A 13697-nucleotide genomic window follows, 5' to 3' on the forward strand; every position below is an offset into this window, starting at 1 on the left:
CCGGCCAACTTCATGATCGCGGGCAGCGGAGCGGGTGCGTGCGGGCAGCGGAGCGCGGGTGCGTGCGGGCGGGGGCGCGGGTGGGTGCGGGACGGTACGGTCGGGGGGTGGGTGAGGCGGAGCGACGGCGACGGCGGCTGCGGCATCACGGGGAGGCCGGGGCACCGGCCGAGACCGACGGGCCCAGCGCGAGCACGGCCCCGGTACACGACGACGTGGCGCCCCGGCCGGCGCGCGGGGCCCGGCCGGGCGAGCCGGAGCCCCGGGGACGCCGTGCCGCGCCCGCCGAGGAGGGCGAGCGCGGCCTGCGCGGGCTGGTCGGCTCCGGCTCGTCGCAGGTGAGCGTGACGGCCGCGCTGCGGGCACGGGACGCCGCCCGCCCCACCGAGGACGACCTCGCCGAGGCCGAACAGCGCGTGGTGCTCATCCGCCGCAACTGGGTGCCGCGCGAGGAGCTGCCCCGCAACGGGCGGTGAGCCCGGAGGCGTCCGCTCAGGCGGGCAGCTCGGGCAGGCGGCGGCTCTGCTCGTAGGCGGCCACCTGCTCGATGCGCCGGCTGTGCCGGGGGTTGCCGGAGAACGGCGTGCTGAGGAACGCCTCGACGAGCGCTGTGGCCTCGTCCAGCGTGTGCTGCCGGGCGCCGACGGCGACGACGTTCGCGTCGTTGTGCTCGCGCGCCAGCTGGGCGGTGTCGACGTTCCAGGCGAGCGCCGCCCGGACGCCCGCGACCTTGTTCGACGCGATCTGCTCGCCGTTGCCGGAGCCGCCGATCACCACGCCGAGGCTGCCCGGGTCGCCGACCACCCGGTCACCGGTGTGCAGGCAGAACGCCGGGTAGTCGTCGTCCGGGTCGAAGACGTGCGGTCCCACGTCGACCACCTCGTAGCCCTGCTTGGCCAGGTGGTTGGCGAGGTGCACCTTCAACTCGAAACCGGCGTGGTCGGATCCCAGGTAGACGCGCATACCGCGCAGTCTGACAGGCCCGCCTCCGGACCGGTGACCGGGCGGCGGCCCGGAGGCGGATTCGTCACACGGTCAGTGCGGCAGCTCGGCCACGACCAGGCCGGCCCGCGCCTTCGGAGTGAACCAGGTGCTCTTGCGCGGCATCTTCTCCCGGGCCAGGTTCACCGCGACGAAGTCGTCGACAGTCACCGGCGCGACGAGCACCGCCAGCTCGGCCCGGCCGGCGTCGACCTCACCGGCGAGCCAGCTCGCCGGGTAGTCGCCGCCCACGTACGTGATCCGCTTGTCGCCCGGGTCGAGGCCCAGCGCGTCGCGCAGCAGCAGGCGCTCGACGAGCGCGTGGTCGAGGTTCTCCAGCCGGGCGGCGCCGACGTGCGGCAGCGTCACCGCGTACCCCCGGCCACCGAGGTAGAGGTGCACGACGCCGCCGGTGGCCGGCACGCCGACCGGCCCGTCGACCGGGGTGACCTCCGCGCCCGCCGCGCGCAGCCGGTCGAGCAGCTCGTCCGGCGTGGTGGTCAGCTCGCTGACCAGCCGGTTGTAGGGCTGGATGGCGACCGATGCGGGCGTGGTGATCACCGACAGGAAGCGCGGGAAACCGCCGGTCTGCGCGGCCAGGCTGCGGTGGTTGCCGTCCGCGACCACCAGCTCCCCGCCGCCGGCCAGCGCGGTCAGCTCGTCCTGCGCCGGGCCCGGCCCGAGCAGCCAGATCGCGTGCGTCCGGCCGGACTGGTCGACGTCCGTCGCGGCGGGCGCGCCGGCCGCGTCGGTCGCCGCCGCGAGCGCGGCGTGCAGCTCGTCGCCCCTACCGGTCTGGAGCAGGAGTACGGGCGAGAGCAGGTGACCGAGCGCCTCGGCCAGGGCGACGCGCTCGCGCACCTTGGCGATGAACACGTCCTCGTTGCGGATCACCAGGCCCGGCTCGTCGGCGCGGGTGGAGATCTGGTCGGTGTCGACCATGGCCCACAGCCCGTACGCGCTCTCCTCGCCCGGCGCGCTGATCCGGTAGAGCACCACCACCTGCTCGGCGGGCGTGTAGCTGCCGTCGGCCTTCGCCTCGGCCAGGCGCGCCACCGCGTCCGGCAGCGCGTCGAGGAAGGACTTCCCGAGGCTGCCGGGCGCCCGGTGGGGCATCTCGATGCCCAGGGCGCTGTGCGGATTCGCCTCGACAATGGAGGTGATCTCCGCGTCGTCGGCGAACTCGTCGTAGTTCTGCGCGCCGGTGCCGCCAGTGGTGATCCAGGCCCGGTTGATCGGATGCACGACCTTCATGTCCGCTGACGCTACCCGGGCCCCGATCGCCCCCGCCGCCGGACTCACCCGCTTACCACCAGGTGAAAGGAAGGGCCCCCTCTTAACGCCTCCGATAGCGGAAGGGCCCCTTCTTAACGCCGGGAAGGACAGCTCAGGCGGTGGGGTTGCGGTGCCGGCCCGGGGCGGGGCGGCGCACCGGCGGTGCCGGGCGGGAGCCGGCGTTGAGGCGTACCGTCGTCGCACCCGCGGAGGCCGGGTGGGCGGCGGGGCCGGACCGCGACGGCGCGCGGGCGGGCCGGCCGCTCTCGCCCGGCGGTGTCATCCGCGAGGTGGCCACCACCCGGGCCACGCCGACCACGATCGGCGGGGCCAGCAGGCCGGCCACCTCGGCCGGGCCGGCCGGCCAGTCACTCTCGGTCACCGACCAGTACGTCGCACCGGAGTCCTCGGTCGTCGCCTGCTGCGGCGCGTCGTCGGACATGTGGCGGTGCTTGGCCATGGGAACGCCTCCAGGAGCTGCCGTGCTGCGGCCCCGCGGGCCGTCGGCTGGGACACCCGGTGAAACGAGCCCCGCACCGGCCCGGTGACGGGCGGGTGCGGGGCTCGGGGCGCGCTGCCGGTGTTAAGAAGGGGCCCTTCCTCTACCTGAGGCGTTAAGAGGGGGCCCTTCCTTACCCCTCAGTCGAAGATGGGGCCCTGCTCGCGGGTGCGCTTCAGCTCGTAGAAGCCGGGGGTGCCGGCGACCAGCAGCACGCCGTCCCAGAGGCGGCCGGCCGCCTCGCCCTTCGGTGCCGGGGTGATCACCGGGCCGAAGAAGGCGACCTGCCCGCCGTCCGGACCCGGGGCGTGGATCACCGGGGTGCCCACGTCGGTGCCGACCGGCCGCATGCCCGCCTCGTGGCTGGCCCGCAGCGCCTCGTCGTACTGGGTGGACTCGGCCGCGTCGGCGAGCGCCGGGTCCAGGCCCACCTCGGTGAGGGCACCCACCAGCATGTCCCGGCCCAGGCCCTCCTTGCCGAGGTGGATCCGGGTGCCCATCGCGGTGTAGAGCTTCGCCAGCGCCGCGGCGCCGTGCGCCTGCTCGACGGCGATGCACACCCGTACCGGGCCCCAGCCTTCGCGCATCAGGTTCCGGTACTCCTCCGGCAGTTCCCGGCCGTCGTTGAGCACGGACAGGCTCATCACGTGGAACCGGATGTCCACGTCCCGGACCTGCTCGACCTCCAGCAGCCAACGGGAGGTGATCCACGCCCACGGGCACAGCGGGTCGAACCACATGTCCGCGGTGACACGTTCGGTCACTGTGTTTTCCCTTCACGACATCGTCGCGCCGGGGATCCGGCGCGGTCACCTCCGATCCTCACCCCGTACCCCGTCGCCCGGTACCGGAATGAGAGCGTGACCTCGACCACCGGGAGCGGTCCGTGCATGGAAGACTCGGTTCTCGACGGGCCGTCACGAGCGGCCGGGCCGAACCGGCGCCGCGGGGCGCGGCGAGACGAGTGGGATGGAGACGAACAGTGCCGGGAGTGCGCAACCTGACCCAGGTCGAGGCGACGGAGCGGGCCCGCCTGCTCGAGGTGACCGGGTACGACATCAGCCTTGACCTGTCGACCGCGGTGCAGCCCACCGGTCGCACGTTCCGCTCGGTGACCGAGGTCCGGTTCCGCTGCGCCGAACCGGGGGCGACCACGTTCATCGAGACAGCCGCCGAATCGGTGCGGTCGGCCACACTCAACGGCGATCCGGTGGACCTGTCCGGCTGGTCCGCCGAGAAGGGACTCACGCTCAGCGGCCTGGCCGCCGAGAACGTGCTGGTGGTCGACGCCGACTTCGGCTACTCCAACAGCGGGCAGGGCCTGCACCGGACCGTCGACCCGGTGGACGGCGAGACCTACCTCTACAGCCAGTTCGAGACCGCCGACGCGCAGAAGGTGTACGCCTGCTTCGACCAGCCCGACCTGAAGAGCGTCTACACCTGGCACGCCACCGTCCCGGACCACTGGCGGGTCGTGTCGAACATGCCGGTGGCCCGCGAGGAGGCGGCGGGTGAGGCCCTGAAGACTGTGCACTTCACCGTGTCGGAGCGGATGAGCACCTACATCACCGCGCTCTGCGCCGGGCCGTACCACGAGGTGCGCCGCAGCCACGACGGCATCGACATGGGCTATTTCTGCCGGGCCAGCATGGCCCCGCACATGGACGCCGACGACCTGCACCTGATCACCACGCAGGGCTTCGACTTCTTCCAGGAGAAGTTCGGCGTCCGCTACCCGCTGCCCAAGTACGACCAGCTCTGGGTGCCGGACTTCAACGCCGGCGCGATGGAGAACTTCGGCTGCGTCACGCACGCCGAGTCGCACTACATCTTCCGGTCGCAGGTCACCGACTTCGAGTACGAGCAGCGCGCCAACACGATCCTGCACGAGCTGGCGCACATGTGGTTCGGTGACCTGGTCACCATGCGCTGGTGGAACGACCTGTGGCTGAACGAGTCGTTCGCCGAGTGGGCCAGCCACTGGTGCAACACGCACGCCACCCGCTTCACCGACGCGTGGACCACGTTCCTGTCGATCCGCAAGAACTGGGGTTACCGGCAGGACCAGCTCTCCTCCACCCACCCGGTCTACTGCGAGATGCCGGACCTGGAGGCCGTCGAGGTCAACTTCGACGGCATCACGTACGCCAAGGGCGCGAGCGTGCTCAAGCAGCTCGTCGCGTACGTGGGCGAGGAGCCGTTCCTGGCCGGCCTGCGCGCCTACTTCGGCAAGTACGCCTGGGGCAACGCCACCTTCGACGACCTGCTGTCCGAGCTGGAGGCGGCCTCCGGCCGGGAGCTGCGCAAGTTCGCCGCCCAGTGGCTGGAGACCGCGCAGGTCAACACGTTGCGCCCGGAGGTGACCATCGGCGCCGACGGCACGTACGAGCGGGTGGTGGTCCGGCAGGAGGCGCCGTCGGCCTACCCGACGCTGCGTACCCACCGCATCGGGGTCGGCCTGTACGACCTGACCGACGGCCGGCTGGTGCGCCGCGAGCTGATCGAGACGGACGTGACCGGCGAGCTGACCGAGCTGTCCGAGCTGCACGGCAAGCCGGCCGCCGACGTGCTGCTGCTCAACGACGAGGACCTGACGTACACCAAGCTGCGGCTGGACGAGCGGTCGATGGCCACTGTGGTGCAGCACATCGCCGGCTTCGACTCGTCGCTGGCCCGGGCGCTGTGCTGGACCGCCGCCTGGGACATGACCCGCGACGCCGAGCTGTCGGCCCGCGACTACGTGGCGCTGGTGCTGGCCGGGCTGACCGCCGAGACCGACATCAACCTGGTCACGGCCACGCTGCGGCAGGCGACCACAGCGCTCACCTTCTACGCCGACCCGGCGTGGGCGCCGACCGGCTGGGCCGACCTGGCCCGTACCGCGCGGACCGCGCTCGCGGCGGCCGAGCCGGGGAGCGGCTTCCAGCTCGCCTGGGCCCGGTCGTACGCCTCGTCGGCCCGCTCCGGCGAGGACCTGGCCACGCTGCGCGGCTGGCTGGACGGCAACGGGGTGCCGGAGGGGCTGACCGTCGACACGGAACTGCGCTGGACGGTGCTCCAGTCGCTGGTCGCCAACGGCGCGGCCGGTGCCGCCGACGTGGACGCGGAGCTGGCCGGCGACCGTACCGCCAGCGGCGAGCGGGAGGCCGCGTACGCGCACGCGCTGGTGCCGACAGTCGAGAACAAGGCAGCGGTGTGGGCGCTGCTCACCGGCCCGGACGCGCTGCCCAACTGGCGTAACCGGGCGCTGTTGCAGGGCTTCACCCACGCGGCGCAGGTCGAGCTGATCGCGCCCTACCGGGAGCGGTACTTCGCCACAGTGGACCAGGTGTGGGCGCAGCGCGACAGCGAGCCGGCGCAGGAGTTCGTGCAGCTCGCCTACCCGGCGTACCTGGTCGAGGAGGACACCGTCGCGGCCACCGACGCGTGGCTGGCCCAGGACGGCCGACCGGCGTCGCTGCGACGGCTGGTGGCCGAGGGCCGCGACGGCGTGGTCCGCGCGCTGAAGGCCCGGGAGCGGGACGCGCGCAGCGCCTGAGTGAGGCATGTCGGCCGGGGCCGGCGCGGGTGGCAGCCCGCGCCGGCCCCGGCCGCTGTCGTGGGACCTGCGCCGCCGACGAACGAAGAAGCCCGGCCCGCGTACGCGCGGGCCGGGCTTCGTGGTGTGTGCGGGCGGATCAGCCCTTGCCGGCGTGGCTGGCGAGCTGGTCGAGGCCCTGGATGATGCCGCCGGCCAGGTCGCCGCCGCCGAAGGAGGCCACCATGGAGAGCGCGGCCAGCTTGGCGTACGTGTCCGGGATGCGCTTGCGCGCATACTTGCCGGTGACGATCTCCAGCTGCCGCTGGTTGGGCGACACCGCGATCAGCACCGAGCGGTCCGGGTCGGCGAGCTGGCGGTGCAGCCGCTCGGCGTGCTCCCGGATCGGCTCGTCGAGGCCGCCGACGTAGACCGAGAAGACCAGACCGGTGCCCTGGTCGGCGAGGCGCAGCGCCTCGTCGATGCGGAGCAGCTGACGGGTCGAGAACGGTCCGTCCAGCACCTCGGGCGGGGTGCCCGTCCCCGTCGTGGGCCGCGCTTCACCAACGGTCACTTGCGCCTCCGGTTCCACCGGCCGGTGCCTCCCGGCCGGCCTGCTCCTGCTTGCGGCTGGTCAACGCCGGCGCCTGCGCCCCGGCGGCCAGCGCCGTACCGGCCGAGTCGGCCAGCTGCTCCGGACGGCCCAGGAACCAGACCGGAGTGAAGTCGAAGGGCCGGCCCGGCCGGTAGCGCTTGGCGCCGCCACCGTTGCCGCGGCTGCCGACGGCCGCCAGGGCGGCGATCAGCAGCACCGCGACGGCCGGGATGCCGACGAAGACCACCAACGTCTCGGTAACAGACAATCCCAACGCCCCCAGGCGGAAAGAGAGACCAGGAATGGTGCGGGTCGGCCGGTCAGGACCGGTCGCGCCCCACGTCACTTGTGATGTTCACGTTAGCGGAGTCGGCGGCCCGCCAGATTGCGGGGTGCTGATCCCATCCGCCACTGGAGTGCTCCAGTTGCGCGGCAGTGGCGAGCAGTGTCGCGTCGTCGCCGTACCGGCCGGTGAGCAACACCCCGACCGGAAGCCCGTCGTCGGTCCGTCCGACCGGCAACGAAACGGACGGATCGCCCGTGACGTTGAAGACCGCACAGTACGGCGAGAAGCGCCGCTGCCCGTCGAAGTCCTCGGCCGGTTCGAGGGCGGCGAACGCGCCCACCGGTGCCTGCGGGCTCGCGAGCGTCGGGCAGAGCAGCAGGTCACACCCGGCGGTACGGCGTACGCCACGGCGTACCTGCGCCTGGAGTTCGCCGAGCGCGGCCATCAGCCGGGCCGCGCCGAGCGCCTCGCCGCGCTCGCGCAGGAACCGGGTCAGCGGCAGCAGGTCGCCGTCCCGCCCGGCCGGGACCGGGGTGACAGCCAGCGCGTACCAGACGGTCTCGAACAGCGGCCACGCCTCGGGGCCGAGCGGCGCGGGGACGTCGACCACCTCGTGGCCGGCGTCGGTGAGCAGCGCGGCGGCCCGGTCGACGGCGGCGGCGCAGTCCGGGTGGACCGGTTCGTCGGCGAGCATCGGCGTGGTGAAGCGGCCGACCCGCAGCCGGCCGGGGCCGGCGACGCGGGCGGCGCGGGTGACGCCGAGGTACCCGCCGGCGGGCGCGGCCGGCGGCAGGTACGGCTCGCCGGGCACCGGGCGGGCGAGCACGTCGAGCAGCGCGGCCACGTCGGCGACGGTCCGGCCGATCGGCCCGTTCACCGGCAGCCCGAAGCCGCCGAAGCCGAGCGGACCGCCGGAGACCATGCCCCGGCTGGGTTTGTAGCCGACCAGGCCGCAGAGCGCGGCCGGGATGCGCAGCGAGCCGCCGCCGTCGGAGCCCTGCGCCACCGGCACGAGCCCGGCGGCGACCGCGGCTGCCGCGCCGCCGCTGGACCCGCCCGCGGTGTACGCGAGGTCCCACGGGTTCCGGGCCGGCGGCGCCACCAGCCCTTCCGAGTAGAGCGAGCAGCCGAGTTCGGAGGTGGTGGTCTTGCCGAGGCTGACCAGGCCGGCGTCGGCCAGGAGGCGGACCACGTCGGCGTCGACGGGCGGGACGAAGTCGGCGAAGGCGGCCGAGCCGAAGGTGGTGCGCACCCCGGCGGTGAGCGTGAGGTCCTTGATCGCGGTCGGCACCCCGTGCAGCGGGCCGCGTTCCTCCGCCGCGAGCGCGTCGGCGGCGCGGGCGGCGCTCCGGGCCCGGTCGGCTGTGACTGTGACGAACGCGCCGACGGTGTCGCCGAGCGCCTCGACCCGGCGCAGGTGGTGCTCGACCAGTTCCAGGCTGGACAGCTCGCCCCGGCGGATCGCGGCGGCCTGCTCCAGCGCGGTCAGGTCGTGCGGCTCGGCCATGCCGTCCATCCTGCCGGTCCGGCGGCCGGGAGGCCGGGCGACACGTCAGTCAGCGGCCGAGGAACCGCAGGGCGTTGCCGCCGAGCAACGCGTCCCGCTGCGCGTCGGTGAGGAAGCCCGCCCGGTGCACCACCTGGCCGACCGGCCGCTCCCCCAGCGGGTACGGGTAGTCGCTGCCGAGCAGCACCCGCTCGGCGCCCATGGTGTCCACGAGCAGCCGCAGCGCGGCCGGTTCGAAGACCACCGAGTCGACGTGGAACCGGTCGACGTACGAGCTGGGCGGCGCGCTGGACGCGCCGCGTACCAGGTCTCCGCGGCGGTGCCAGGCGTTGTCGGCGCGGCCCAGCCAGAACGGGAAGCTGCCGCCGCCGTGCGCGAAGCAGATCCGCAGCGTGTCCGGCACCCGGTCGAACACGCCGCCGAGGACCAACGCGAGCACCGACAGGTGCGTCTCGGCCGGCATCCCGGTCAGCCAGCGGGCCATCCACCGGTCCAGCCGGGGGCCGCCGGGCATGTCCCACGGGTGCACGAACACCGGCGCGCCGACCTCGGCGCAGTGGGTCAGGAACTGCACGATGCCCTCGTCGTCCAGGTCCCGGTCGCCGACATGGTTGCCGATCTCCACGCCGGCGTGCCCCGCCGACAGGCAGCGATCCAGTTCGGCGCAGGCCGCGTCCGCGTCCTGCAACGGCACCTGGCAGAACGGCACCAGCCGGCCGGCACCCGCAGCGGTGACCTCCAGCGTGAGGTCGTTGAAGATCCGGGCCACCCTGACCGCCTGGTCGGCCGGTCGGTCGTAGCTGAAGAACACCGGGGTGGGCGAGACGACCTGCACGTCCACGCCGTCGACCGCCATGTCGGCCAGCCGGGTCGGCGCGTCCCAGCACTGCGCCCCGACCGGGCGGAACTCCGTCTCCCCCACCATGATCATGGCGGCGCGCTCGGAGTCCACCCGCAGCCAGGGCCAGCCGGACCCGCCGCACGTCGCGGCGAGGTCCGGCCACCCCTTCGGTACGACGTGCGTGTGCACGTCCACGACCGGCACGCGTCAGCCCTTGCCCGGGTGCAGCGCGCCGCAGTTGTCGCAGGTACGGGCCTTCTCGTCGGCGTAGAACGCGGCGAAGACCGGAGGCAGGTCGGCGGCGATGTCGCGGACCTGCAACTCCACCTCGTGCACCCTGTGGTGGCACTCGCCGCAGTACCACTGGAACCTCTCCAGCGTGCCCTCCTCGCGAACCCGCTCGATCACCATGCCGATCGAGCCGGCCTCGGGACGCTGCGGCGAGTGCGGGGTGTCGCGCGGCAGCATCCACATCTGCCCCTCGCGCACGTGCACCGTACGCGGGCCCTCGGGCAGCATCAGGTTGATGTGCATGTTGCCCTTGACCTGGTAGAAGAACTCCTCGTACGGGTCGACGTGGAAGTCCGTGCGCTGGTTCGGGCCGCCCACCACCATGACGATGAAGTCGTCGCTGCCGGGCAGCATCTCCTTGTTGCCCACCGGCGGCTTGAGCAGGTGCTGGTTCTCGCCGATCCAGCCGGAGAAGCTGAACGGCTCGGCGATCTCACTCATGGGAACCTCCCGACGGAAGTAGGGCGACGGCCTGCATCTCGATGAGCAGATGCGGGTGCGGAAGCTGGTGCACGGCGACTGTGGTCCGGGTCGGCCCGGTGGCGTCGAAGAACTCCGCCCACACCTCGTTGTAGCCGCCGAAGTCGTTCATGTTGACCAGGTAGCCGGTGACCTGCACCAGGTCGCTCAGGTCGGCGCCGACCGAGCGGAGCAGGTCGCGGATGTTCTCGACCACGGCCCGGGTCTGCTCCCGGATGTCCAGGTCGGTGGTGCCGAACTCGTCCACCGACACACCGGCGAACGTGTTGTCCGGCCGGCGCGACGACGTACCTGAGACGTAGACGAACCCACCGGCCACCTTGACGTGCGGGAACGCGCCCCGCGGCACGGCCTTCCCGGCCACCGTCCGGGCCGTCATGGCAGAGCCGCCCTCCGTTCGCGACTGCGGGGCTCGCAAACCCGGCTCACTCCTCGCACTCACCGGGCCGCCCTCCGTTCGCGACTGCGGGGCTCGCAAACCCGGCTCACTCCTCGCACTCACCGGGCCGCCTTCCGTTCGCGACTGCGGGGCTCGCAAACCCGGCTCACTCCTCGCACTCACGAGAGGGCCTTCAGGGAGGCGGACCCGAGCTTCTCGACAGTCGCGCGGACGTGTGCGCCGGGGCGCAGCGGCACCGCGGCGGTGGCCGCGCCGGCCAGGAACACCCAGCCCTTACGCAGCCGGACACCGTGCCGGCCGGCCAGCCGCAGCCCCTCGTCCAGCGCGCGGCGCGGGTCGCCGAGGATCGCAGCGGTCGAGCCGACCTGCGCCACCCGCCCGTCGATCTCCAGCAGTACGCCCAGGTTGTCCAGCCCGTCCGGCACCGGCGACCACGGCCCGACCACGAACGCGGCGGCCGAGGTGTTGTCGGCGATCACGTCCGGCAGCGAGAAGGTGAAGTTCGCGTACCGCGAGTCGATCAGCTCGATCGCCGGGGCGACCGCGCGCACGGCCCTCGTGAACGAGCCGACCGGTTCGCCCGGGTCGGGCAGCCGGTCCAGCAGGAACGCCACCTCCGGCTCGACCCGGGGGTGGATGAAGTCGCCGACGTCGACGCCGCCGCCGTCGGGCACCCGCATCACGTCGGTCAGCCGGCCCCAGATCACCTCGTCCACGCCGACCTGCGCCATCTTGGCCTTGCTGGTGAGCCCCATCTTGAGGCCGACCAGCCGCTCACCCCGGTCGAGGCGGCGCTTCACCAGCGCGGTCTGCACCGCGTACGCGGCGTCGACGTCGAGGCCGGTCTCGGCGGCGAGCTGCGGGATCGCGATGGCGTCGTCGGCCGCCGCGCCCAGCTTCTCCGCGATGCCGGCGATGTCCGGCCCGATCATGGGTTCTCCTTACCGGCCAGGTCCAGCGCCACGTCCACGATCATGTCCTCCTGGCCGCCGACCATCCGGCGACGGCCCAACTCGACCAGGATCGAGCGGACGTCCACGCCGTACTTGGCCGAGGCCCGCTCGGCGTGGCGCAGGAAGCTGGAGTAGACGCCCGCGTACCCCAGGGAGAGCGTCTCCCGGTCGACCTGGACCGGCCGGTCCTGCAACGGGCGGACCATGTCGTCGGCGGCGTCCATCAGCGCGAACACGTCGCAGCCGTGCTTCCAGCCGTGCAGCTCGGCGACCGCGACGAAGACCTCCAGCGGCGCGTTGCCCGCGCCGGCGCCCATGCCGGCGAGCGACGCGTCCACCCGGACGGTCCGTCCGGACGGCGAGCCAGGCGGGCCGTCGCCGAGGATCCGGCCGTGCTCGACCGCGAGCACACTGTTCGCCACACCCAGCGACAGGTTGTGGTGCGCGTGGATGCCGATCTGCGTCTCCGGTTCCAGCACCTGCCGGTACGCGTCGACGCGCTGCGCCACGTCCGACATCAGCAGCCGCCCGCCGGAGTCGGTGACGTAGACGCAGTGCGCGCCGTACGACTCCATCAGCTTGGCCTGGGCGGCCAGCCCGGCCGGGTCGTTGAGGTGCGACATCATGAGGAACCCGGAAACGTCCATGTCATTCTCCCGGGCCCACGCGATGTGCTGGGCGGAGATGTCCGCCTCGGTGCAGTGCGTGGCGATCCGGACGCTCGTCACGCCGAGCGCCTTCGCCGCCTTCAGGTCGGCGATGGTGCCGATGCCCGGCAGCAGCAGCGTGGTGAGCCGCGCGGTGGTGAGCACCTCGGCGGCGGCGGCGATCCAGTCCGCGTCGGCGGCGGCGCCGTGCCCGTAGTTGACGCTGGAACCGGCCAGGCCGTCGCCGTGCGCCACCTCGACCGCCGCCACACCGGCCGCGTCGAGCGCGGCGGCGATGGTACGCACCTGGTCGACCGTGTAGCGGTGGGCGATGGCGTGCATGCCGTCGCGCAGCGTCACGTCCTGGATGTAGAGGTCGGTCATCGCGCACTCACCTCCGGGGAACGCAGCGCCACCAGCCGCTCCGCGGTACGCAGCGCGGCCGACGTCATGATGTCCAGGTTCCCGGCGTACGCGGGCAGGTAGTGCCCGGCGCCGGAGACCTCCAGGAACACCGACACCTGGAGGCCGGTGAAGTGCCGGCCGAGCACCGGCGCGTACGTGTCCACGGCGTCGAACTGCACGTCCTGCTTGAGCCGGTAACCGGGCACGTACTCCTGCACGGCCTTCACCATGTCGGCCACCGAGGCGGCGATCGCGCCCCGGTCGGCGTCGGCGTCCGGGCACAGGCAGTAGACCGTGTCGCGCATGAGCAGCGGCGGGTCGGCCGGGTTCAGCACGATGATGGCCTTGCCGCGTTCGGCGCCGCCGACCACCTCGATGGCGCGGGCGGTGGTCTCGGTGAACTCGTCGATGTTGGCCCGGGTGCCCGGCCCGGCCGACTTCGAGGCGATCGAGGCGACGATCTCGCCGTACGCGACGGGGGTGACCCGGCCGACCGCGTGCACGATCGGCACCGTCGCCTGCCCGCCGCAGGTCACCATGTTGACGTTCGGTTCGCCCAGGTGCTCGTCGAGGTTCACCGGCGGCACCACGTACGGGCCGATCGCCGCGGGGGTCAGGTCGACGACGGTACGGCCGTGCGCCCGCAGCACCTCGTCGTGACGCTTGTGCGCCCCGGCCGAGGTGGCGTCGAAGACGAGCTGGACGTCGGCGAACTCGGGCAGCGCGACGAGGCCGTCGACGCCCTCGGCGGTGGTGGTGACGCCGAGCCGGCGGGCCCGGGCCAGTCCGTCCGAGGCCGGGTCGATGCCGGCCATGGCCACCATGCGCAGGCTTGCCGGGGAGCGCGAGGAACGCAGCGAGGCGGAGTCCCGCAGTCGCGACCCATCAGCGGCACCGCTCAGCCGCAACACCTTGATCATCAGGTCGGTGCCGATGTTGCCCGACCCGAGCACCGCCACTCCGACGCTCATGCCGGCCCTCCGCTGCGCTGCGTGCCGCCATGAGACTCGACGGCCCTGT

The 13697-nt window shown here is 73.1% G+C and carries 15 protein-coding genes; 2 read left to right on the forward strand and 13 right to left on the reverse strand.

Annotated elements, in window-relative coordinates:
- Nucleotides 1-215 precede the first annotated feature (215 nt).
- A complete protein-coding gene (locus O7622_RS27235) occupies nt 216-476 on the forward strand; it encodes a hypothetical protein (RefSeq protein WP_282314240.1) in 261 nt (86 codons plus the stop codon).
- Nucleotides 477-492: 16 nt separating this feature from the next.
- Here the strand turns inward: O7622_RS27235 and O7622_RS27240 are convergent, their stop codons facing one another.
- The 4 genes from O7622_RS27240 to O7622_RS27255 all read right to left on the reverse strand — a co-directional run bounded on the left by O7622_RS27240 (nt 493) and on the right by O7622_RS27255 (nt 3519).
- Entirely contained in the window at nt 493-963 is a 471-nt protein-coding gene (locus O7622_RS27240) for a ribose-5-phosphate isomerase (RefSeq protein ID WP_282310960.1), read from the reverse strand.
- Between the two features lie 72 nt (nt 964-1035).
- Nucleotides 1036-2235: a DUF1015 family protein gene (locus O7622_RS27245; protein ID WP_282310961.1), complete on the reverse strand. Its 1200-nt coding sequence runs from the start codon at nt 2233-2235 to the stop codon at nt 1036-1038.
- Between the two features lie 133 nt (nt 2236-2368).
- Nucleotides 2369-2716 (reverse strand): hypothetical protein, encoded by a 348-nt coding sequence (locus O7622_RS27250; RefSeq protein ID WP_282310962.1) that lies wholly within the window; start codon nt 2714-2716, stop codon nt 2369-2371.
- 179 nt (nt 2717-2895) lie between these two features.
- The gene (locus O7622_RS27255; RefSeq protein WP_282310963.1) at nt 2896-3519 is read right to left on the reverse strand and encodes a disulfide bond formation protein DsbA; all 624 of its coding nucleotides are present in this window, start codon (nt 3517-3519) and stop codon (nt 2896-2898) included.
- A 227-nt stretch (nt 3520-3746) separates the two neighbouring features.
- Here O7622_RS27255 and pepN point away from each other — a divergent pair, with 227 nt between their 5' ends.
- A complete protein-coding gene (gene pepN / locus O7622_RS27260; RefSeq protein WP_282310964.1) occupies nt 3747-6293 on the forward strand; it encodes an aminopeptidase N in 2547 nt (848 codons plus the stop codon).
- Nucleotides 6294-6432: 139 nt separating this feature from the next.
- On the opposite strand, the gene O7622_RS27265 is transcribed toward pepN, so the two are convergent.
- The 9 genes from O7622_RS27265 to O7622_RS27305 all read right to left on the reverse strand — a co-directional run bounded on the left by O7622_RS27265 (nt 6433) and on the right by O7622_RS27305 (nt 13648).
- Nucleotides 6433-6846, reverse strand: coding sequence for a DUF5130 family protein (locus tag O7622_RS27265; protein WP_013475476.1), 414 nt, complete (start codon nt 6844-6846; stop codon nt 6433-6435).
- Entirely contained in the window at nt 6833-7117 is a 285-nt protein-coding gene (locus O7622_RS27270) for a hypothetical protein (protein WP_282314241.1), read from the reverse strand. The genes O7622_RS27265 and O7622_RS27270 overlap by 14 nt, the downstream gene beginning before the upstream one ends.
- Nucleotides 7118-7187: 70 nt before the next feature.
- A complete protein-coding gene (locus O7622_RS27275; protein WP_282310965.1) occupies nt 7188-8660 on the reverse strand; it encodes an amidase in 1473 nt (490 codons plus the stop codon).
- 49 nt (nt 8661-8709) lie between these two features.
- Nucleotides 8710-9705, reverse strand: coding sequence for an amidohydrolase family protein (locus O7622_RS27280; protein ID WP_282310966.1), 996 nt, complete (start codon nt 9703-9705; stop codon nt 8710-8712).
- Between the two features lie 3 nt (nt 9706-9708).
- Nucleotides 9709-10233 (reverse strand): 3-hydroxyanthranilate 3,4-dioxygenase, encoded by a 525-nt coding sequence (locus O7622_RS27285; protein ID WP_282310967.1) that lies wholly within the window; start codon nt 10231-10233, stop codon nt 9709-9711.
- Nucleotides 10226-10651, reverse strand: a complete 426-nt coding sequence (locus O7622_RS27290) for a RidA family protein (protein ID WP_282310968.1) — start codon at nt 10649-10651, stop codon at nt 10226-10228. The genes O7622_RS27285 and O7622_RS27290 overlap by 8 nt, the downstream gene beginning before the upstream one ends.
- Nucleotides 10652-10830: 179 nt before the next feature.
- Nucleotides 10831-11604 (reverse strand): 4-oxalocrotonate decarboxylase, encoded by a 774-nt coding sequence (locus O7622_RS27295; RefSeq protein WP_282310969.1) that lies wholly within the window; start codon nt 11602-11604, stop codon nt 10831-10833.
- Nucleotides 11601-12656: a 4-hydroxy-2-oxovalerate aldolase gene (dmpG, locus tag O7622_RS27300; protein WP_282310970.1), complete on the reverse strand. Its 1056-nt coding sequence runs from the start codon at nt 12654-12656 to the stop codon at nt 11601-11603. Before dmpG ends, O7622_RS27295 begins: the two co-directional genes overlap by 4 nt.
- Nucleotides 12653-13648 carry an acetaldehyde dehydrogenase (acetylating) gene (locus O7622_RS27305; protein ID WP_282310971.1) on the reverse strand — a complete coding sequence of 332 codons (996 nt, stop codon included), beginning with the start codon at nt 13646-13648 and terminating at the stop codon, nt 12653-12655. Before O7622_RS27305 ends, dmpG begins: the two co-directional genes overlap by 4 nt.
- Between the last annotated feature and the right edge of the window lie 49 nt (nt 13649-13697).

The organism is Micromonospora sp. WMMD1076, from assembly GCF_029581475.1.
In the GTDB taxonomy this organism is placed as follows: domain Bacteria; phylum Actinomycetota; class Actinomycetes; order Mycobacteriales; family Micromonosporaceae; genus Micromonospora; species Micromonospora aurantiaca.